This window comes from Sulfurimonas lacustris (assembly GCF_059705355.1).
The window spans coordinates 846927-867339 of the sequence record NZ_AP046125.1 but is presented as its reverse complement, the minus strand read 5'-3'; the positions used below and the strand labels follow the sequence as shown (position 1 = coordinate 867339).

General features: G+C 36.3%; 23 protein-coding genes. 6 read left to right on the top strand and 17 right to left on the bottom strand.

Translation table 11 applies throughout. The features are described 5' to 3' along the window. The first annotated feature begins 48 nt into the window (after positions 1-48). A complete protein-coding gene (locus AC6H4V_RS04630; protein WP_497607668.1) occupies positions 49-201 on the top strand; it encodes a hypothetical protein in 153 nt (50 codons plus the stop codon). Here AC6H4V_RS04630 and AC6H4V_RS04625 read toward each other — a convergent pair. The 12 genes from AC6H4V_RS04625 to AC6H4V_RS04570 form a co-directional block, all read right to left on the bottom strand. Further along, on the bottom strand, positions 184-849 hold the full coding sequence (locus AC6H4V_RS04625; RefSeq protein WP_497607667.1) for a response regulator transcription factor: 666 nt from the start codon (positions 847-849) through the stop codon (positions 184-186). The two genes, AC6H4V_RS04630 and AC6H4V_RS04625, sit on opposite strands and share 18 nt — an antisense overlap. Then, a complete protein-coding gene (locus tag AC6H4V_RS04620) occupies positions 846-1649 on the bottom strand; it encodes a sensor histidine kinase (protein ID WP_497607666.1) in 804 nt (267 codons plus the stop codon). Before AC6H4V_RS04620 ends, AC6H4V_RS04625 begins: the two co-directional genes overlap by 4 nt. Positions 1650-1712: 63 nt before the next feature. Beyond that, positions 1713-3740, bottom strand: coding sequence for an EAL domain-containing protein (locus AC6H4V_RS04615; RefSeq protein WP_497607665.1), 2028 nt, complete (start codon positions 3738-3740; stop codon positions 1713-1715). A 45-nt stretch (positions 3741-3785) separates the two neighbouring features. Next, entirely contained in the window at positions 3786-4559 is a 774-nt protein-coding gene (locus tag AC6H4V_RS04610) for a GGDEF domain-containing protein (protein WP_497607664.1), read from the bottom strand. Next, positions 4552-5262 carry an STAS domain-containing protein gene (locus tag AC6H4V_RS04605; protein ID WP_497607663.1) on the bottom strand — a complete coding sequence of 237 codons (711 nt, stop codon included), beginning with the start codon at positions 5260-5262 and terminating at the stop codon, positions 4552-4554. Before AC6H4V_RS04605 ends, AC6H4V_RS04610 begins: the two co-directional genes overlap by 8 nt. A gap of 118 nt (positions 5263-5380) precedes the next feature. Beyond that, positions 5381-6355 (bottom strand): ATP-binding protein, encoded by a 975-nt coding sequence (locus AC6H4V_RS04600; RefSeq protein ID WP_497607662.1) that lies wholly within the window; start codon positions 6353-6355, stop codon positions 5381-5383. Next, positions 6352-7461 carry an HD-GYP domain-containing protein gene (locus AC6H4V_RS04595; protein ID WP_497607661.1) on the bottom strand — a complete coding sequence of 370 codons (1110 nt, stop codon included), beginning with the start codon at positions 7459-7461 and terminating at the stop codon, positions 6352-6354. The genes AC6H4V_RS04600 and AC6H4V_RS04595 overlap by 4 nt, the downstream gene beginning before the upstream one ends. A gap of 172 nt (positions 7462-7633) precedes the next feature. After that, positions 7634-8485, bottom strand: a complete 852-nt coding sequence (locus AC6H4V_RS04590) for a D-alanyl-D-alanine carboxypeptidase family protein (protein WP_497607660.1) — start codon at positions 8483-8485, stop codon at positions 7634-7636. Positions 8486-8588: 103 nt separating this feature from the next. Next, entirely contained in the window at positions 8589-8852 is a 264-nt protein-coding gene (locus AC6H4V_RS04585) for a hypothetical protein (RefSeq protein ID WP_497607659.1), read from the bottom strand. 12 nt (positions 8853-8864) lie between these two features. Beyond that, positions 8865-9542: a F0F1 ATP synthase subunit A gene (locus AC6H4V_RS04580; protein WP_497607658.1), complete on the bottom strand. Its 678-nt coding sequence runs from the start codon at positions 9540-9542 to the stop codon at positions 8865-8867. An 81-nt stretch (positions 9543-9623) separates the two neighbouring features. Then, positions 9624-10664, bottom strand: a complete 1041-nt coding sequence (locus AC6H4V_RS04575; RefSeq protein WP_497607908.1) for a tRNA pseudouridine(13) synthase TruD — start codon at positions 10662-10664, stop codon at positions 9624-9626. Then, positions 10661-11512, bottom strand: a complete 852-nt coding sequence (locus tag AC6H4V_RS04570) for a bifunctional riboflavin kinase/FAD synthetase (protein WP_497607657.1) — start codon at positions 11510-11512, stop codon at positions 10661-10663. Before AC6H4V_RS04570 ends, AC6H4V_RS04575 begins: the two co-directional genes overlap by 4 nt. 101 nt (positions 11513-11613) lie before the next feature. Between AC6H4V_RS04570 and AC6H4V_RS04565 the strand changes: the two genes are divergently transcribed. Both AC6H4V_RS04565 and AC6H4V_RS04560 read left to right on the top strand, forming a co-directional pair. Next, a complete protein-coding gene (locus AC6H4V_RS04565; protein WP_497607656.1) occupies positions 11614-12963 on the top strand; it encodes an FAD-dependent oxidoreductase in 1350 nt (449 codons plus the stop codon). 774 nt (positions 12964-13737) lie between these two features. Then, entirely contained in the window at positions 13738-14826 is a 1089-nt protein-coding gene (locus AC6H4V_RS04560; protein ID WP_497607655.1) for a tyrosine-type recombinase/integrase, read from the top strand. Between the two features lie 189 nt (positions 14827-15015). Here the strand turns inward: AC6H4V_RS04560 and AC6H4V_RS04555 are convergent, their stop codons facing one another. Further along, positions 15016-15267, bottom strand: a complete 252-nt coding sequence (locus AC6H4V_RS04555) for a hypothetical protein (RefSeq protein WP_497607654.1) — start codon at positions 15265-15267, stop codon at positions 15016-15018. A 172-nt stretch (positions 15268-15439) separates the two neighbouring features. Between AC6H4V_RS04555 and AC6H4V_RS04550 the strand changes: the two genes are divergently transcribed. From AC6H4V_RS04550 to AC6H4V_RS04540, 3 genes are all read left to right on the top strand, one after another. Then, entirely contained in the window at positions 15440-16258 is an 819-nt protein-coding gene (locus AC6H4V_RS04550) for a hypothetical protein (protein ID WP_497607653.1), read from the top strand. Between the two features lie 154 nt (positions 16259-16412). Beyond that, positions 16413-16568, top strand: coding sequence for a hypothetical protein (locus tag AC6H4V_RS04545; protein ID WP_497607652.1), 156 nt, complete (start codon positions 16413-16415; stop codon positions 16566-16568). A 3-nt stretch (positions 16569-16571) separates the two neighbouring features. Further along, the gene (locus AC6H4V_RS04540) at positions 16572-17078 is read left to right on the top strand and encodes a tyrosine-type recombinase/integrase (protein WP_497607651.1); all 507 of its coding nucleotides are present in this window, start codon (positions 16572-16574) and stop codon (positions 17076-17078) included. A gap of 170 nt (positions 17079-17248) precedes the next feature. Here the strand turns inward: AC6H4V_RS04540 and AC6H4V_RS04535 are convergent, their stop codons facing one another. The 4 genes from AC6H4V_RS04535 to AC6H4V_RS04520 form a co-directional block, all read right to left on the bottom strand. After that, the gene (locus AC6H4V_RS04535) at positions 17249-17578 is read right to left on the bottom strand and encodes a hypothetical protein (protein WP_497607650.1); all 330 of its coding nucleotides are present in this window, start codon (positions 17576-17578) and stop codon (positions 17249-17251) included. 13 nt (positions 17579-17591) lie between these two features. Then, the gene (locus tag AC6H4V_RS04530; protein WP_497607649.1) at positions 17592-18020 is read right to left on the bottom strand and encodes a hypothetical protein; all 429 of its coding nucleotides are present in this window, start codon (positions 18018-18020) and stop codon (positions 17592-17594) included. Continuing rightward, positions 18017-18418: a hypothetical protein gene (locus tag AC6H4V_RS04525; RefSeq protein ID WP_497607648.1), complete on the bottom strand. Its 402-nt coding sequence runs from the start codon at positions 18416-18418 to the stop codon at positions 18017-18019. The genes AC6H4V_RS04530 and AC6H4V_RS04525 overlap by 4 nt, the downstream gene beginning before the upstream one ends. Before the next feature lie 441 nt (positions 18419-18859). Beyond that, on the bottom strand, positions 18860-20404 hold the full coding sequence (locus tag AC6H4V_RS04520; protein WP_497607647.1) for a type IV secretion system DNA-binding domain-containing protein: 1545 nt from the start codon (positions 20402-20404) through the stop codon (positions 18860-18862). Positions 20405-20413: the final 9 nt, after the last annotated feature.

The following is a 20413-nucleotide window of genomic DNA, read 5'->3' as shown; positions in this document are numbered from 1 at the left end:
TTCCTTCATAGTGAAAAATGGCAATATTAGGGAGATTTTATCCAATTAATGCTTTTATGTTTCATAAACCGCTCAAAAAGCGCTATAGAGCAAGACGACATCCAATCCCTCATAGACAATGCCGACAAAGCGCTTTACAGAGCCAAAGAGAGGGGTCGCAATCAGGTTGTTTGCTACAATCGCTTAGGAGAGTTTTCTTAAGCGATACCCCTCTCCTCTTACGTTGACAATCATCCCGTTTTTTAGCTTTTTTATGAGCGCACAAACCCAGTAACGGATGGTAATGGCGGAGACCTCTTCGTTGTCCCAAACGTAGTTTTGTATCGTTTCAAAACTCACTACATTTCCCAAATTTTGCACCAAAAGACGCAGTAAAAGAGACTCTTTTTTTGTCAGTTTTACGTTTATCCCATGGTAAAGAAGTTCGCCGCTAAGAAGTGAGTAGGTATATCCTTGCGACAAATCACACCCCTCTTGGTTCCCTTGAGGATTCACAAGACGCATGATATTTCTAATGCGAAGAAGAAGCTCCTCCATCTCAAAAGGTTTTTTCAAAAAATCGTTACTCCCAAGAGCAAAAGCTTTTTTAAGATACTCAATTTCGATATGCGTCGAAATCATAATCGTCAGAGCATTGGGATACTTCTCGACAATAAATTTTAAAACCTCATAACCATCAAAATTGGGAACATTGATATCAAGAACGTAAAGGTCGTGCTTCTTTTCATATACAAGATTCATAGCGCTCTCCCCATCTAAGCAAGAGTCCACGATAAATCCAAACTCCTCAAGTTCATCTACCATGGCGGCATTGGTGCTAAAATCATCCTCTAAAAGAAGCACTTTCATACTTTATCCCTACTTTTTGCTTCTCTTTTGACTATCTCTTTTGGAATTTTATAGACAAAAGTCGTCCCCTCTTTCTTAATACTTTGGATTTTGATAGCGATGCCGTAGTCATCACAAATCTCTTTGATGATGCTCATTCCAAGCCCAAGCCCTTGAATGTTGCTGCTCACTCTGTAGTACTCTTTAAAGAGGCTTTGAACCTCCTCTTGGCTCATGCCGACACCTTTATCTCTGACTATGAGGTTCAGTTCTTCGTTATCACTTGCGATGATAATTTCTACAACTGCAGATGATTTTGTTGAGTACTTTATGGCGTTTGAGAGTGTATTGTCGATGAGTCTTTGGAGTTCTACCCTGCTCATAAGGATATACAAATCACTATCCGCGTAAAAATCCAGAAAAATATTTTTCACACTCGCCATCGCATCAAAGTAGAGCACTCTATCGGCGATAAACTCCTCTAGCTCTATCCACTCAGCAGGATAACAGAGCTTCTCTTTGCCTGCATGAAAGGCGATATCATCATAAATGGTGGCAAGCATACGGGTTGAACTTTTTATCATGGCAACATTTTTCGCACTGCAATGCTCTTTTGCCATAATGGAGAGATGCAACTCTATGGCACTTAGAGGCGTCTTCATCTCGTGAATCATTTTGCGTACAAAAAAAACCTGCTGTTTTCCAAGCAAATCACGTTCATTTGCGATATCTTGCTTCTCTTTGCTCTCTTTTTTGTACAATCCTCTGTAGTAAAAAACCGCTACCAAAGCAAGAGGCACGATAAGTAGTAAATAGTCCAATCTGATATTTCCTTTTCTATTTAAATGGTATTAATATTTTGTAATATTGTAACTTTTAACTCTTTAAAGCTCATTTTCTGGGCATGGTTTTGCAAAAAGATAGCCTTGAAAATAGCTGCATCCGAGATTTTTAAGCTCTTCAAGCTGCTCTTTTGTCTCAACGCCCTCTGCAATCACCTCAAAACCAAACTCTTCTCCCATCATCAGAATGGTTTTTATGATGGTTTTATCCGAAGAGTTCTTGCCTAGTCCAAAGACGAATGATTGGTCTATTTTTAGCTCATCTATGCGCAGGTGCTTGAGGTACCTCAGATTTGAGTATCCCGTCCCAAAATCATCAATCGAGATAGAGACACCAAAGCTATTTAATGCATCGAGTTTTTGCATGGCGCTCTCTTGATTATCTATGGCGACGCTCTCTGTTAGTTCGATTCTCAGCTTCTTTGGGTCTATATTTTTTGAGATAACTAAGTTTTTGATATTTTCCACAAAGCCTTCATCTCTAAACTGTTTTGGGCTGATGTTGACAGAGATGCGCCACTCTTTTTTTACCTCATCATTGGACCATTTTATGATGAGATTTGTAGCTTCATCTAGCACATACGCACCTATCTCTTTGATGATATCACTCTCCTCTGCAAGCGGGATAAACTCGTTTGGAGGCACAAAACCAAGCTTTGGATGCTGCCATCTTATGAGCGCTTCAACACCTACAACATTGGCATCGTTATCCACCTGTTTTTGGTAGTAAAGGACAAATTGACGCTCCAAAACCGCCTCTTTGAGATTTTGTAACATCAAAGAACGTGCATTTGTCATATCTTGAAGTGTTTGGTCATAAAATTTTATAAGGTTTTTTCCACTCTTTTTTGCAACACGCATAGCATGCTCTGCTTGATTGAGAACTGTTTGTGGAGCAAGTTTATTGTCAAAAAACAGAGCAATTCCCACACTGCACGTTAGATGAAACGTTTTTTTATCTAAGACAAATGGTTCTTTTGCGGCTGCAACTACTTTTTTTGCAAGCTGTTTTAAGATAATTGCAGACTCTTGTTCTTCCCGTGAGAGCTCTTTGACTAAAATAAAAAATTTATCTCCGCCAAATCTCGAAACCATAGAGAGCTTATCTGTTTTTGAGACAAGTCTCTTTGCCATCTCTTTTAAAACTTCATCCCCTCTCTCTTTGCCTACAAGGTCATTTACATTTTTAAAATCATCAAAATCCAACAGTAAAACAGCCCCATGCTTTAAACTCTCACTGCTTTTCATAAACGCCTCCTTGAGATGCTGCTCAAAAAGATTTTGATTGGGAAGATTTGTGAGTTGATCATAGTAAGAGAGTTTGTCAATCTCATTTTCAAGAGCTTTTTTCTGCTCCACGTCTTTAATGGTGAGTTCTCTAATGACATAGTAGATGATGACAAGCAAGAAAAATGTAGAGATAAAACTAAAAATCGCTATATTGTAAAAACTATGCATACTCTCGTAAGCTAGTTTTTCAGAGGGAATTTTTATGCTTACAACACCACGTATATCGCCTACTTTATAATCATAAGCAGTATCATAATTTTTTTGAATTGATGGTAATGTTTCCTCTTTTTTCCCATGGCACATAAGACAGTAAGGCTCTATGATAAGTGGTGAAGTAAAATTGAAAAAATCTCTGTTATTTTGTTTTATTTTTTTCATAAGCATGGTTTTGTGAGGGTTTTTCTTAAAGTACTCAATGGCTTCTAGCTCAAAACTATCCGCTGTGTTTTTTACATTTCTAACTCTGTCTGTTACACTTCTTATGGTTGTTCCATCATGTGAGAGTTCCGCAAACTTATCGCTAATGATAGTAGAAGCATATGCAGGCAGGAGTTTTACGGTTGATTCGTTTATTTCAAGATTACTATCTAAAAACTGATGATGGTAAATAGTTCGCATCGAGATAAAATAGTTTTTAAGATTTTGGGCTTTTGTTAGCGCTCTTACTTCGATATTTTTTTTCTCTTTTTTGTACATCTCATATGTAAGAAGCGTGTTAAACAAAACCACAAAAATGGCAATAACCCAAAAAATTTTTTTATTAAAATCGATGTGAATCATCTTAAAAACTCCCTTTGCTATGTTTGAAAAGTGCTTAAATTTTTCCTAAAGATACTCTATCCTGTTGCGACCGTTTGTTTTTGCTTTATAAAGCGCTTCATCTGCCCTTGCTATAAGTGTTGCTATCGTGTCACTCTTCAGAGGAGAAGTTATCCCTATGCTCACCGTTACATCGATTTTATGATTTTGAAAAAGAAAAGTCTCAGATGCTGTAATGCTCAAAATCCTCTTTGCGATAACCATTGCACCCGCTGTTTTTGTCATGGGCAGAAGTATCAAAAACTCCTCTCCTCCAAAGCGAATAAAGACATCTGTATCTCTTAAAATCGTTTTAACTCTCAAAGAGAGCTCTTTGAGTATCAAGTCACCTGCCAAATGACCGTACGTATCATTGACTTTTTTAAAAAAATCGATATCATAGATCAAAACACAAAAGGCATTTTCAGAGTAACGTGAATAGAGTTTTAACTCATTGCAAATACGCGCTTCTCCGTGGTTTTTGTAAAGCCCCTCTGTTAAAGAGTCATAAAGCGATTCATTTCTAAGCGTTACATAAAGCTCTTCGATAAGCGGATCGTGATATAAAATCACAGCTATGGACTTTTGCAGAAATCTTATAGTAAAAAAATAGTTCTCATTGTTGATAATTCTCCACTCTGCATAGGGGAGTTCATCAGGATCTGCCTCTATGTCGAGGTTTGCTAAAAGTTTCTCTAAAGATATCTGTTCCCCAAACATGACACTAAAAGTCTGAGTCGATTCAACTATCTTTTTTGTAGAAGCATCAAAAAGCGCTCCAGCAGCTATAAAATCAAGCATTTGTCCCTACTCCTTTAGAGAGTTGGATGCTCTTCATAGCCTCTTTGGTGGTTCTATACGTTTTTACATCACCCAAAGATATGCCAAGGTGCGTGAGACTTTTAGCGATATTTGCATTGACACCGCTTATGTAGGAGCGAGAACCCATAAAATGGATAGCATTGTTTAGCTTAACAATCTGCTGCGCTATTTCACTGTTGATATCAAAGATAGAGTTTATCTCGACAATAACATCAGTAATATTGACATTTTCTAAGTTTTTCAAAACCTTATCGATAATCTTTAAGATACGGTTTGAATCAAGCGTTCCCACAAGAGTAACCATCAAAACACCCTCAGATATCTCGCTCATGGGAGCTTCTCGCTCCTCTAGTTCAGAGTTGGTTGACTCTACAAGTTCTTGATTTTTATATAACAACTTTATAATCATTTTAGAAGTCATCGATTCAAAAAATGCCGTGAGCGTTTTTGCAATCTCATAATGAAACTCATCTCTTTTATCTAAAATAGCAAATATAGGAAACTTCATATAGCACGTATAGACAGACTCTTGAAAATTAAAAAAGTACTCATCGCCGAGTATCTCATAAAGTTTGCCCAAAAACATGGACATCGTTTGTGCCGATTCGCTCTGTACATCCAAATTTTCCTCGACACACTCTTCAAAAAAACCTAAAAAGTCATCGTAATAACGGCTTTGCACCTCTTTTTGGCTCTCACTAAAAAAATTTCACCCACTCTTCTATAAGCTCCGATGAGTCTGTTTTTATGAGATTTTGTAACTGTTCTTTTATTTTTTGATTCATTCTTCTTCTCCCAATTTAAATAAATAGTGCAACTGTTTTATCATCATGCACACCTGCAAAATGTGTAATTGCAATGGCTAAAGACTCTTTGGAGAGATTGCCAAATCTCTGCACTACCTCTATGGCTTTTTTTGCATCTATGCCATCCGTCATAAGTATGAGCATCATATTTTGTTCCTTGAACAACTCAAAAGAGGAGACATGGTTAAAAGTCTCTCCCACTATCCCTTGCGCAAATGCATTAAGAGTGCAATCATTTTTTTGCTTCATCGCTAAAGATATATTTCCAACACCATAAATCCTCCAAAAATCTTTGTTGCACTCCACCAAAGCCCCAACAACACTGCGAAGTGAGTTCTCAATGATAAACGTATGCAACTTTTGAAAATATGCATCAACTTGACCCTCACCAATCGAACTCTCAAAAAAGTGTTTTATAATCTCCGATGCACTTAAAAAAGCTTTTTTTCCATGCCCTGCAACATCTCCAAAAAAAACATATTTCCCCTTTTGTACAAGAAAATCTCCATTGTACATAGCGTCATACAGAGGCAAACTCATAGAACAAAAAGAGCTTTGTTCAAGATTTTTTTCATAAAGCACAAAAACACTTCCTGTGATAGAACTGCTGTTTTGTTTCGAAAAAGAGGCTATTTCTAACACATAAGAGTCATGAGAAACCAACGAATAAAGACCAAGCCCCAAAGACTCTTGCGTTGATGAAGAGTAGCCTCTTTGCACAATCGTATCTATATCATCTGCCCCAACTCCAAAATCAACAGAAGCAAGAGAGAGTTTCTCGTTGATAAGCAAAAACCACAACTCTCCTCCACTGGCATACTTGATCAGATTTGTACCAAGCTCCATAACCGCAAACTCCAAAAAATGCGCATCTGGCGTGGTGTAGCTTTTTAGAAAATTTTTCAAGCTCGTTTTTGCATAGAGGAGTTCGATTTGGTTGGTTATGGCGCAATTAAAAATACGTTTCATAGGAGATACCCCACTTTATTGTGGATATTTTTAGGAATCTTTTCACCTTGAAGCAGCACTTTATAGTAAAGTGGAGTGTTTATCTCCTCTTGCGCACTTGTAACAACTTTGTCCAATCTCATCTTAAGGTAGGTATCTCTAAAACCAAACTCTAAAAGATAAAATTTATCCGCATATCCATGAAAAATAGAGATTTTATGACTAAGCGATATTTCAAACTCATTTGGATTTCCAAATTTTTTCATCAAAAAAGTTCCGACTTTTTTCAACAACTCATCCCCTCGCAACAGTCCGTATGTTTTGTTGAATTCGCTAAAGGCACTTATATTTATCTCTGCTAAAAACGCAGATTGGTCTTTGCTCGCACCCTTGCTTAACAAAGTCAACAATGCAGTTTTGTTAGGCAAGTTTGTAATGGGATTTTTAAAGTAAAAAGTGTTGCGCCTCTCTTCAAGCTCAGGGTATTGAAACTCCAAAAGATGCCCCAAATCTAAAACGCCGAGTTGGTAGATATTTTTTTTAAAAATCTCATAAATCTCGGGATCAAATTTTCCTTTTTTAAACTCCTCTTCCATAATCTCCATAGCCCGTTCCATAGGCATCAAATCCCTATAAACTCTTCTTGTAGTGAGCGCGTCAAATACATCCATAACACAAATCATCCTTGACATCAAGGGGATAGCTTCTCCTACTAGCCCATCAGGGTACCCGCTTCCATCAAAATTTTCATGATGATGACGTACCGCTAAGAGAAGTTCTGGAAAGAGCTCTAGTTTTTGAATGATTTTTTCAGAGAGCGTACTGTGGAATTTTATAAGATTGTACTCTATCTCAGTCAGCGCACTTGGTTTGAGTAAAATTTCATCTGGGATTCCTATCTTACCTAAGTCATGAAGCATACCGACTATATAAATAGCTTTTATAAAATACTCATCCATCTGCATCCACTCTGCCAAATGTGCAGCATACTGAGCCACTCGTTTAGAGTGCCCTTGTGTGTATGCATCTCGTATCTCAATAGTAAAGACAAGTGCTTCTATCTGCTTGGTATGCGCATCAAAGAGTTCTAAGATTTCGTTTACAGTTCCATACTTTACATACTGCATAAACTCTTTCCTTTACGAACTTCTATGGATTAAAAGCGAAGTATAAATAAAGAGTGTTTGATTAGTGTTTGATGATTTTTTTTAAGAGTTAGCGTAAAAGCGTGAAGGAAGAGGCTAGATAGATAAATATAAAGAGAGTTTTTTTACTTCTCTTTCATACTTAGCAAATGCATCACGCGTGTCGTTTTTTCTGTTTTGTAGTAGTTACTTTTTTTTCATTTACTAGCTCATCGAGTGCTTTTTTCGCATTTACCCATCTGTTGTCGGCATTGAGCATGACGAGCAAAATATCTTTTCCATCTTTTTTGCCTCTTGCGATTAGGCATGCACCTGCTTCATTTGTATAGCCTGTTTTTACTCCGACTACGTATTTGTTTGCTCTTTTTAATTTATTGCTTGTGAAAACCTGAAATCTTTTGTTTGTGTTTACTGTCGAAAAGCTGTAGGTATTTAAATTTACGATTTTGTTAAATGTAGTGCTTTTTATAGCATACTCGGTCAATTGCATTAAATCAGATGCTGTGCTTTTATGATTTGGTGTATCAAAACCAGCAGGATTTGAAAAGTTTGTGCGCTTCATTCCAATCGTTTTTGCTTTTTTGTTCATCATCTCTAAAAATTTATTTTTATCTCCACCACCCAAGTAGTAAGCTATCGAATACGCAGCATCGTTTGTTGATCTTATAAGTGCGGCATGTACCAAATCTTTAAGTCTAACTTTGTCTCCTACTTGTAAACCAAGCTTTGTTGGCTCAACATCTATCATAGGTTTTGTTATAGTCACTACATCATCCATCTTGCCACTCTCAATAGCCAAAATAGATGTCATTATCTTTGTTAAACTTGCAGGTCTTACCGACTTTTCTTCATTTTTTTTGAAGATTGTTTTATTGCTTGATAAATCTTTTACTATGATAGAATCAAGGTCTTTTTCTATTTTATGAAAAACATCAGCCCTACTGTTGGCACTTAGTGGAGTTAGCATGAAGAGTACAAAAACAAGAACGGAGATAAAGTATCGCATAAAAGACCTTTGAGTTAAAAATTTGAAGTTAAGTTACTTTTTAGATTTTAACAAAAAAATCTTAAAATGTCTCTATTTTTGGCAATATTTTGATAAAAATCTGTTATTTTGTATGTTTAGCGTAGATTTTTTCTAAAAGCTGTGTCTGTTTTTGTGCTTCGTAGAGTTTTTCTCTGTTGATAGCAAATGCATCAAGTGCCAAGATAAGGAAAAAAGCAACAACTACAAAAAAGATTGTGATAAAAAGTGCGAGTGAAACTCCAAAAGGAGAGAAGAGTTGAAAGGTTATAAGAGCACCAAAGACGACTATCGCCCATGATGCTCCGAGCAAAAAGCTGATAATTCTGTCGAATTTTTCTTTTTGCATCAAAAGTATTTGTTAGTGGTGCTCTTCTACCGCGATAGCACTACCGAGATAAACATACGTAAGCATCATAAAAATGAACGCTTGTAAGAACGCCATGAAAGTTAGAAGTGCATAAGGAATCATAGGAAGAACCCACGGAGCTAGCATCAAAATAACCATCAAGAACATATCATCCCCTTTAACATTTCCAAAAAGACGGAAACTAAGAGAAACAAGACGAGAGAAGTGAGAAACGATTTCAATCGGGAACATCAACCAGTATAACCACCAAACAGGTCCTAAGAAGTGTTTGAAGTAGTTTACAACACCTTGACGACGGATACCCTCAAAGTTATAGTAAACAAATACAGCAAGAGCAAGTGTAAATGCAAACTCTAAAAATGCAGTAGGAGCTTCAAACCCTGGAATAACACCAATAAGGTTTGCGATACCAACAAAAAGACCGATAGTAGCAACAAGCGGAAGATAGCGACGAGCAGCTTCTTGTCCCATAACATCCGTTCCCATCTTCAAAACACCTGAGATGTACGCTTCCATTACATTTTGAGTTCCTGTTGGAACTACTTTCAAGTTTGACATAGCCATCTTCACAAGCATCAAAGCGATACCTGCTGCAAGTAGCATATGTGTCATATAGATAAAGGTCTTTTCGTGAGAAATTAGACCGAAAAATGTAAACAATTCACCCATAGGTGTACTCCCTGTCTCGTAAAAATTGTGTGATTATAGTAAAACTTGGATTAAACTTTCATAATAAAGTAGATTTTTTATCTACTTTTTTTTCGTTTTCTCCTGTTTCACATCTTTTGCACTATAGTTTTTCCCTGCAATGCTCTCTAAAAACACCGTTGCATAAGAGCCTTTTGGCATAGTAAAGGAGAGTTGCATCATAGTCTCTTTTTTTACATACTTACAATCGATGTCGCTTGGATAAACAAGCGCTTCACGTCTCTGCCCTTTTTCTTGTAAAAAAGCATCATCATGTTTGTTTTCTATCTCGACAGCGTCATACTTTGCACGAAATGTATCTCTGCCACATAAAAGCCCTGTTGGAACAACTTTTTTTGCTGCAAACTCTTTTGATGGTATGAGCTTTGGCGTGGAGAGTTTGCCATCTTTTGCGACAAAGACATCACCGCTAAGAAGCATAAACTCCGATGAACCGCTCTCTTTGCTCAGCATCACTCGCTCTCTCAACCATTCGTTAAAGTAATAGCTCTGATAAACAGAGATTAAAAAGCTCTTGAGCTTTGCGTCTTCGATGAAAAGTTCACCCTTTATCATCTCTCTGGCTTGTTCTATACTGCCCGCATCACGCCCAAATCTCTGGTAGCCAAAGTAGTTTGGAAGTCCGCTTTTAGCGATTTTTCTGGCAACTTTTTCTATCTTGCCTGCATCCATGGCATCTAGTTCATAAAGGTTGATACTGAACCTGTTTCCAGCCAAATCTCCCATTCTGATGGAGTGAGAGTGACGTGTTTTTTCTAAAATCTTTATCTGTTTATGTTGAAAGTTAATCAATGCTCTTTCATGTTTTGACTCTAGCGAAATATACTGCGTTGTCGTTGCGTGTTTGTCTTTAAGCCCTGCATAACCTATCTTTTGGGCAGGAACATCGAGCAACTCTGCAAATACGGCTATCATGTCCCATGTAGTAATCTCAACTTTTTGCACCTTAAGTATGAGGTAATTTCCTCTGCCTAAAAACTCTTCCATCGGGATTTCATCGACTACGAAATCCTTCTCATTTTGATAAAATTTAAAGTCGATGTCCTGTGTGCTTTGTAGATATTCTCTATCTAGCTCATTTATAATTGTAGAAATTTTAGCTCCTTTGAAGCGATTGTTATATCTTTTTTTATCGCTTTTTTTAACTCTTCAAGCGATGCAAATTTTTTATTCTCTCTGATAAAGTTTACAAAACTGATGCTTGCTCTCTTGTTGCACGATACCTCACCATCAAGGATATGGCTCTCAATGGCATAACTTCCATCCGTACTTACTCTGTGTCCTACAAAAGAGACCGATGGGTGGAAATGCTCCTCATCATCAATGCGGGTTAGTGTTGCATAAACACCCTCTTTTGGCATCAAAAACTCTTCTGCTTCTATGTTTATGGTAGCAACGAGCTCTTTTTTGCCTATGCCCTGTCCTGAGACAACATCCCCTTTGATGGTGTAGTTGTGCCCTAAAAAAGCATTCGCTCCCACGATATCTCCGATTTGAAGCTTGGCTCTAATCTTGTGGGAATGAACAGAGTCGCCATGAAGAGAGACCTCTTCCACCACCACAACTTCTCCATCAAAAAGCTCTTTTAGCTCTTTGTGCGAATACTTTCTATCTTTTCCAAAGTGAAAATCATACCCGACGACTATCTTTTGGAGTTTTGGGAACTTCTCTTTTAAAAAAGCTATAAACTCTTCTCCGCTTAGATGACGGATGTTCTCTAGTTCAAGATAGGTGAGTGGAAAGTATGAAAAATGCTCACGCTCTTTTTTTGGAGTAAGATTTGCATAGCCTGTCTCGATAACGACTATCGCGCCATCTTTGTCAAGTGCGCTAAAAAGCTGCTGATGCCCTATGTGCATCCCATCAAATCCACCAATCGCAATAGAAGTGCTCTTTTTCAAATGCTCTCTCTTTCTCTTACTTAAAAGCATGATTTTAGCAAAAAGATATCTGTTTTCTTATTAAATAAATGGTAATAGAGCAGTAATGCATCTACGTTATGCTTTGCAACAAAACAAAAAGGAACGACACTATGACACCTATATATGCAGATATTCTCATCATCGGAGCTGGTCCAGCAGGGCTTGTTGCGGCAAATACAGCTAATGAAAACTACCCAGATAAAAAAATCATTCTCCTCAAAGAGTTCGAGAAAAATCAGGTTCCATGCGGCATCCCTTATGTATTTGGACCGACACTTGGGAGCGTTGAAAAAAATGCGATGTCATGTGGTACGCCTGTGCCAAATGTGCAGGTTTTTGTTGATACTGTGATAAAAGTTGACATAAGTGCCAAAACGGCGGCATCTGCAACTACACTCTATTCCTTTGACAAACTTATCTTTGCAACTGGGTCGCTTCCCTTTGTGCATGCAAGTTTTCAGGATGCGATGCACCTCCAAAACGTCTTTTCAATAGGTAAATCTTATGATAATGTCAAAAAAATGAAAGAGTGCATTGAAGATAAAAAGCAAATTACAGTCATCGGAACGGGTTTTATCGGTGTTGAAATCGCTACAGAACTTGCGATGATGGGCAAAGATGTGACAATTGTTGGCGGTGGCGGTATCTTGGAAGGCTCGTTTGATCCAGATATGGCGATGCAAGCGCAAGCAATCATGCAAGAAAAAGGGATCAAACTCTCTCTTGGGCAACATGCAACAGGGATAAAATCATCGCAAAACAAAGCTTACGCTATAGAGCTTTGCGATGGAACTATTCTTGATGCAGAGGTCGTTCTTCTTGCAACAGGTTATCAGCCAAACACAAAACTAGCTGCTGATGCTGGGCTAAAACTTGCACGCTATGGCAGCATTTGGGTGGATGAGTATATGCGAACCAAATATAAAGACATTTTTGCTATCGGTGATTGCAGTGCCAGACGTGACTTTATCACACGTGACCCATCCAAAGTGATGCTCGCATCTACCTCAGCAGCAGAAGCAAGGGTGGCAGGAAGCAGTCTCTACAGCCTCAAAACACTCAAAGGTTTTAACGGTACTATCGCCATCTTCTCCACTATGATAGGAGAACGTGCTTTTGCAAGTGCTGGCGTAACAGAGTCACGTGCCAAAGAAGAAAATATCGACTACATCAGTGGGTTTTTTGAGGGTTTTAACCGCCATCCTGCAACGATTCTAGATGCAGCAAAACAATCTGTCAAACTTATAGCGATGAAAAACAGCGCCCAAATCATCGGCGGGCAAGTTATCGGCGGAAAAGAGGCTGGAGAGATTATCAACATTATCGGTCTTGCGATAGAAGCAGAGCTTACACTACACCATCTTATCTCACTCCAGATAGCAACGCAACCACTACTCACCGCGGCACCGACAAACTACCCGATAGTAAAAGCGGCACAAAACGCTCTTAAGAAAAGATAGGGCGCTCTACTTACGCCTCTATCTGCTTGAGCAGTGCATTGATTTTTTTGCAGCCATTGTTGGATACACTTCACCTGAGATGATTGTCAAAAACTATGCTGGTTTTATAAAAGATAATCACTTAAAAATTGACACAAATGTGGAGCTATTCAAAAATAGCTGTTGCAATACTGTGACACTTAAAAAAATGAGTGATTTGAAAAATGCTTGAAAGTGCCCAAAACAAGTGGTGGGTTCTGAGTGACTCGAACACTCGACCGCCCCGTTATGAGCGTTAGTCTTTGCACTTTTACTAAAATTTATAATGTTTTACAAATCATAATTAAAACCCTTGTTTTAGGTATTTAATGACAGTTAATTTAAAAATTCAATCTTATTAATATTTACTAAATATATATATATTTTACTAAAAAAGTGGGGTAAAAAGTGGGGTTGTATGATATACTGCTTTTGATAAATTGAGAAGGTGTTGAAATAAAAGCGGAGTAGTTTTGATATAATTTCAGTGCGGTTCTGCTGTGGCTATATGCAACAGCGGTAACTGTGCATATAGTTTTAGTAAATCTTTAACCGTGAAAGGTGTTGATTTACATGTCAAAGATTGTTATAGCAATCCTTCAAGTTATTTGTGAGATAGTTAAATATCTCAAGAATAATTAAAACAAAGAGAGAGGTTTAACAGCCTCTTTCGCATGCAAATTATACCACAAACAAAAAAAATCTTCTCAATCTTCTCAAAAAAATCATTTTATCTATATATGCAAAAGGCATCAAATGGGAACTAGACAAGACTATACTAAAACAAAATATACGGGTATTTATGTAAAAGAAGATTCAAAAACAAAAGTCAAAACTTATTTAGCAAGAGCAAAAGTTAACGGTGTAGAAATTGAGCAGATTGTAGGCTATTCAAACGATAAATACAAGACGAACCCCTCTTTAGCATTTAATCGCCGTGTAGAGCTTATAAACACGCACAAAGCAGGCAAATCAACTAAAAAATCAGATAATCCTACATTAGATGAATTTTTCAAAGAATTTCAAGAGCTTAGAAGAGAAACTGTATCTAAAAAGAGACATACTATGATTAAGTATTTTTACGACAAATATATACCTGCTACGCTCAGAAATCAAAAATTATCTACTATTACAAGTGCTGATTTACAAAAAATAGTAAATCAACTTATTAGCGACGGAAAAAAGGGAAGCTATATAGTAACAGTAAAAGAGCTTTTTTCACCGCTTTTTAAAAAAGCTATGGAGTATGGAATAGTAGAAAAAAATATAACTGATTTTTTAAAATTTCCCAAGTATGACAATACAAGATATTTTTCTTTACCTGACGAGAAAATAAAAGAACTCATGTTTAAAATTATGGATATTCCAGACAATCATTATAGAGTTATGTTTATGTTTTTATTGCGAGGGCGACGAAGTAATGAGGTTAGGTCGTTGTGTTGGGAAGATATAGATTTTGAAAATAAGATATATTTTATTAGAGATTACAATAATAAAATCCGTAAAAATCAAACCTGCCCACTTGATGATGAGTTAATAGAACATTTAAATCTTATAAAAAAAGAAAAAGGACTTGTTTTTATCTCACCAAAAACCGGAGAAAGATTTACTGCAATTCCTAAAAGGTTTTGGCAGCATCTGCAAGATGAACTTAAAATTAATATGAGAATACACGATTTTAGGCATTTACTAGGCTATGTACTTATTAATAATAATGTGGCGATGGAATCGGTCCAAAGACTTTTAACACATTCCAATATAGGAATAACCCAAAGATACTCTAATCAAAAAGAGAAAATGGCCGCTGAAGCATGGGACACATTTTCTAATATTGTTAAAAAGTGAGGGATTGGCATTCCACTTGTGCATATTGGTTGTCTTTTTTCTTAAGTTTTATTTTCATTTGTAAGTGCCTTTTTTAATGCACTTAATAAGGTATGTGAGGGTATAATTGCAGCTCACAATGCTTTTTAAGTGTTGTTGTAACTTAAAGTCTTAGTTCTCTAATTTTGGTCAAGGCGAGAACTAAGGCGACTATGTTGCTGCGTTTCTTTTCGATTTTTCCTCAAATTTAATTAAATCAGATAACTGATAGTACACTCTCCCAAACATTAGTGAGTATGTTATTTCTCTTTTTGTTCGTTTTTGCGCCTGAGTCTTTTCTGGTATCGGTGGTATAATTTCGATATCATCCAACCATACTCCTTTTTCCTCTAATTCAATATTCGAGATTTTTCGATCCTTATACTTTATCCTCCTGTACTCGTATTCTTTTTTATTTTCCATTTTTACTCCATTTTATACATTTATTGTATTTTTTTTTATTTTTATTATCGAGTGGTACAATTATAGTATATTATCTTTGTGATGTCAAGCTTTTATTCATTATTTGTATATTTTTTTATTTTTATTGTATAATACTACTAATATTATAGTTGACGGGGATAGGTAAATCAAAATGCGAGAAGAAGATATATACAGTTCCCTTTTTGGGTTTGGGTCAAACACAACCTTTTACACCTGGAAAAAAGATCCAAAAAGGATAATATTTAAACTTTTAAATCAATATTTTTCAAAAGATGAGCTTGAAGAGTTTTTACAAACTGGTAAAATAAAAAAATTTGATGATTTGTCTTTTATTAATAAATTTTATGATGATAATGCGTCTGAATTCATCTATTTATTTTATAAAACCCATCATCTCGAAAAAGAGAAATTTTATATATTTTCTTTAGCTGCAGATATAATCTCATCTTCACCCGAGGATATTAATAAAATAAAAAATATAGAGATGTTTTATACTAAACTTTTTAAAGATAACAAATTTTATGACGACGAGTTGTTCGTAGATGTAATTAAAAATTCTCCAATCTCAAATCAATTATTTTTTTATATTAAATTAAACATCCAAGAAAATTGGGCTCCGCTAAGGCAGTATCTTCAAAAAGAAGACAATCAAGTTCTCTCTTGGTTATTGGATTATCTTGAACTTATAAAAATATCAAAGACAAAAGGACTGTTTGAAGAGATATTTAATGATGGTCCCGGAGTAATCGGGCATAGAAAATTACCAAATATTCCTGTTTATGAGATGGAATCAGCTATCTTCAATGTACATACAACGCGAGAATATTCTATAATCATAAAAAATTTAATTAAAAAAATAGAAAATGGCACTTGGGATGATGATTTATTTGTGAACTGGGGGAGTGAACCATTTTCCACTGCCGAGCCTGCTTTTGTTAAATGGACTACGCCTATTTATCTAGACAAATAAAAGCTGCTCTATACCATCTCTAAAAGCACTTATTTTTGTATTATTTAAGTATCATTTAAAATATGGTATTATGCTTTTTGTAATTAATAATATAGTTGCTGTAGATGTTATATTTTTTCTAAAATATTAAACTTAAACAAAGGAGATTAGTGAAATGGTGTATTCATACAATGAAAAAAGTAAAAAATTAAAATCAATAGCCATCCCTAAGTTAAGAGGTAGTGAGGCTGTGCAAGTTGAAAATACAAAGGCTCCAAAATCTTTTTTAAAAAATGTGATGTCAATCAAACTTAATATTGTCAAAGATTAATATTTGACTAATTGTTATTTTAAACAATTTTCTTCTTCAACTTGTAAAAAATCAAAGCGTTTAATTATTGACTCTTTTGAATTTCATCCAATAAGGGGTGAGAGAGAAAAAGCGATATTATCCCAGATATTTTCAGATGCCGCTTTAGGTAATACACTAATTGCAGGTATAGCGGATAGTACAAAAACAATAAAAGGTTATCTTGGATTAATAGCCTTATCAGTTGGTGAACGAGGACTTGTTTTTATATCATCGAGAACAGGGAAAAAATTTACTGCAATTCCTAAGAAATTTTGGAAAAATTTACAAAATAAGATTAGTATTGATATGAATATACATGATTTTCGGCATTTATTAGGCTATGTGCTTATTAATAACAATGCAAGTATAGAATCAGTTCAAAGGCTTTTAGGACACTCTAGCATAGCTGTAACACAAAGATACTCAAATCAAAAAGAGCAAATGGCAGCTCAAGCATGGGATACATTTTCTAATATTGTAAACAAGTGAATGTTTTTACTTAATGTGGCTATTAAGTATTTGAGGAAGAGAGTTATCAAAATCCTTAATGTGGGTATTAAGGATTATTGTTTTTTAATGTTTAATTTCTTAATGTGGGTATTAAGAATTTCAAACAACCCGTCATTCTCTACATTGGGAGTGTAGAGAAGTGAGGGATATTACCAGTGGTCACGACGAGCGTATGGGTGTTTTTTGAATTTTTTATTATATTTGTGTCCAATAATGAAGCCGAATATAATGCCAACGACGAATAGCAAAATACTTATATTTTCTGCCAAATCATCTTTCACATCAAAAACTCCAGTCAGCACAAAATAATTAATCAAAGGAACTGTAAAAATATACCAATTGAACCAAAACGAAATCCTTTCATAAAGGCTCTTATCCTTAACTTTACCGCATTTAAAACAAGCGGGCGCGTCATCGTGTACCATGTTGCCGCACTCGCATTTTTCTAAAAGCACTTTCTCTTTTTTCTCTTTTGACATCTTTTCTCCTTTTTCAGAGGGGTCTCGATAAACCAAGAGCAAGCTCTTCATCACTGAGATTGTCGCAATAAACTACTTTTGGCGCGATGATTGACTTCAATCTTTCAATCTCTTCGTCCGTTGGTTTTGTCCATCCGTTAAAATCGAAACCATCTTGCGGTGTAAATGCGCAACCGTAAAAGCTTGAAAATGGTTCTTTGTAGAACATAACATAGCCCTCAAAAGCCGCAACTTCAAAGCCAAGCTCTCGAATAGCCGCTAACCTTACATCATTCTCAACATATACTCCAACTTTTGCAGAAGCCTCTCTTGCCACTTTTTGCAAATCAAAAAGCTGTTTTGTAACCGTTCCCCAAAAGTAATCATCTACCTTAAATTGTTCAACTTTATCAATAGCATTTGCTACAACTTCATTTTGTGTATTTGTATTTGTCTCTTTCATATTAATCCTTTTTCTTTTGCTGCTGTTACGACTTCTTCCAAAGTCGCGTAAAATCCGTGGTTTGTGCTTCTATCCCACGCTCCACCGTCAAGGCATCTTAGGTTATATCTAAAACCTGTGTGCCACTCTTTTAACCAGTTGTATCTTTCCGTTTTTAACCTCTCCAAATAGTTCTCTTTTGTACCGATTTTCTCATCAGTAAATGAGCAGGGCGGGGCTTTTAATCTATGGTAATACTCTTCCCATGTTTCTTGTTCTAGCTCCTCTATAATGATATATGGCTTGCACCAAAACTTATCTAACTCTTTTTGGCTTCTTTTTTCGTTTGGCGTACTATCAAAATATTCATTTAACTCTGGGTTTACTAGAATCCCATCAATTTCAAAAGTTTGTCTCATTCTAACTCCTTACTTTGTTTGTTTTAAAAAAAGAACTTTTCACTTAGATTTTTCTCTGAGCCTTTTTTTCTTTTTGCTCTTTGAAAATTTAGGATTTTTCACTCTTTGGCTTTTGGTTATTGCCTTTTCCCTTGAGTTTCACCCGTCGCCCTTTTTGTAAGTGTACAAAAGAAAATTTTAACTGGAACGGAGCTTAAAATTTAAAAAGAGAGGGATAACGGAGCGAAGTGAGTATATGCTCGCTTTTTAAGATTTTAAGCGTAGTTTCATTTAAGAATTTTCTACACTTACGATTTAAAAAAGGCGACGGGTGGAACTCTTGGGATTAGGCGGCGACAAATGTTTGATGGAAAAATACCGTTAAAAATTTTCAAAGAGCAAAAAGCTGCTCGTTGCTTCTCAACGGTATAATTCGGTAGTCAAACGGTATAATTCGCTAATTTAAGAACTATATTTTTGCGATAGGTACTCGTTGTATCCCGCATCTATGAACTCTGGATATTTTGGCTTAATATCAATCTTGGTCGTGTATCCTTTGTAAAGTATGTTACGCGACGGAATGTAAGTCACATGTGTATAATCACTTCCCAAACTTTTTAGGATATCATCGCTCAATAGGTCGCTCGTTTGCGCTGACTTGGTGTACCCGTCTTTGGTCATGGATTTTGCTTGGTGCTCTTGTTTTCCTATGGTCTCTTTAATAAACTTAATGGTATCCGAATCCGCCGTTTGGAACACGAAAAGGTGGTCAACACTATTAACCAATTTTTGCATTAACTCTTTGGAATGCGCGGGAACATATTGAACTGCGGGAAGCAAACAACCGCCTTTTGACCTGATTAAAGTATGCAATGTAGTTACCGTGCTTTCGTCAAGCATAGGCAAGAAAGTTAGGTACTCATCAAGCAAAAAAAGCGTATATTTATCTGTATCGTCTTTTGTCATATCCATAAAGATATTTGTATATGCTGCTATGAAGCCCCCAAAGTATGGATTTAAAAATGTCGCATAGCTCTGCTTGTTAAGCAAAAAGAGCTTTGCATTTTTGCGATTGATAAACTCTCCGATGGTAAATGTTTTTGCATCTTCTTGGATACGATAATTTTGATATTCAATGAAGTCAAATATCAACTTCATCGTTGAAACAACATCCATTTCGCTCTTTTGAGTGCCGCTCATCGCCATTTCAAAGTATTTCTTGCACGATTGCACAAAGAGTTCCCATGAAGCTTTTGAATCAAGGTTTTGGATTAACACTTTGTTAAAAATGTCAATGTATCGATTAGCAACGGAAGCGGGGAAAAAGCCTTTGCCCTTTTCACTAAGAACGCCGTTGAGCAAATTGATAAAGAAAGGTTTGATGATTTGCGGATATTTCCGCGCCTCTTCAAATAAATCCCATATACTGCCCTCCGCGTCAAAGGGGTTATTTATGATATCTTTGCGCGGGTCAAAATAAGCCGCTCTAAGGCTTCCTTTTGTGTCGTGAACGATTGCTCTTGTCCACCATTGCTGTTTTAGTATCGGCTCTAAAAAAACGGTCTTGCCACTACCTGGTTGACCGATAAGCAAAGAGCCTCTCGTTAAGGCTTTTGGATTGATGAGGATATCTTTTTCAAGTCCGCTCTCTTTCCATTCGTGCATGGGGGAAAATTCATGAGTTATACTTTTATCAAACCTGAATTTATCTATCAAGACACCATCCTCTTCACTCTTTATACTCTTTGCTTTTGTCCACTTTGTACCGCCAGTTACGCCGTCGTAGTTTGGAAAACTACCTGCCATTGCGGGGTTTGCATAATATACACGATTGTTTTTTGTCACTTTTTTAAAAGAAGTATAAATATACAAACCTATTACGAATAAGAAAAACATAAGAGCGAATGTTTCGCCGCCGCTCAACTCCAAAGCTTTGTTTGCGAAAAATCCAAACCCTGCAAAACTCATAATCATCAACCATGTGATACTTGAATCGCTTTTATTCATCTGCTCTCC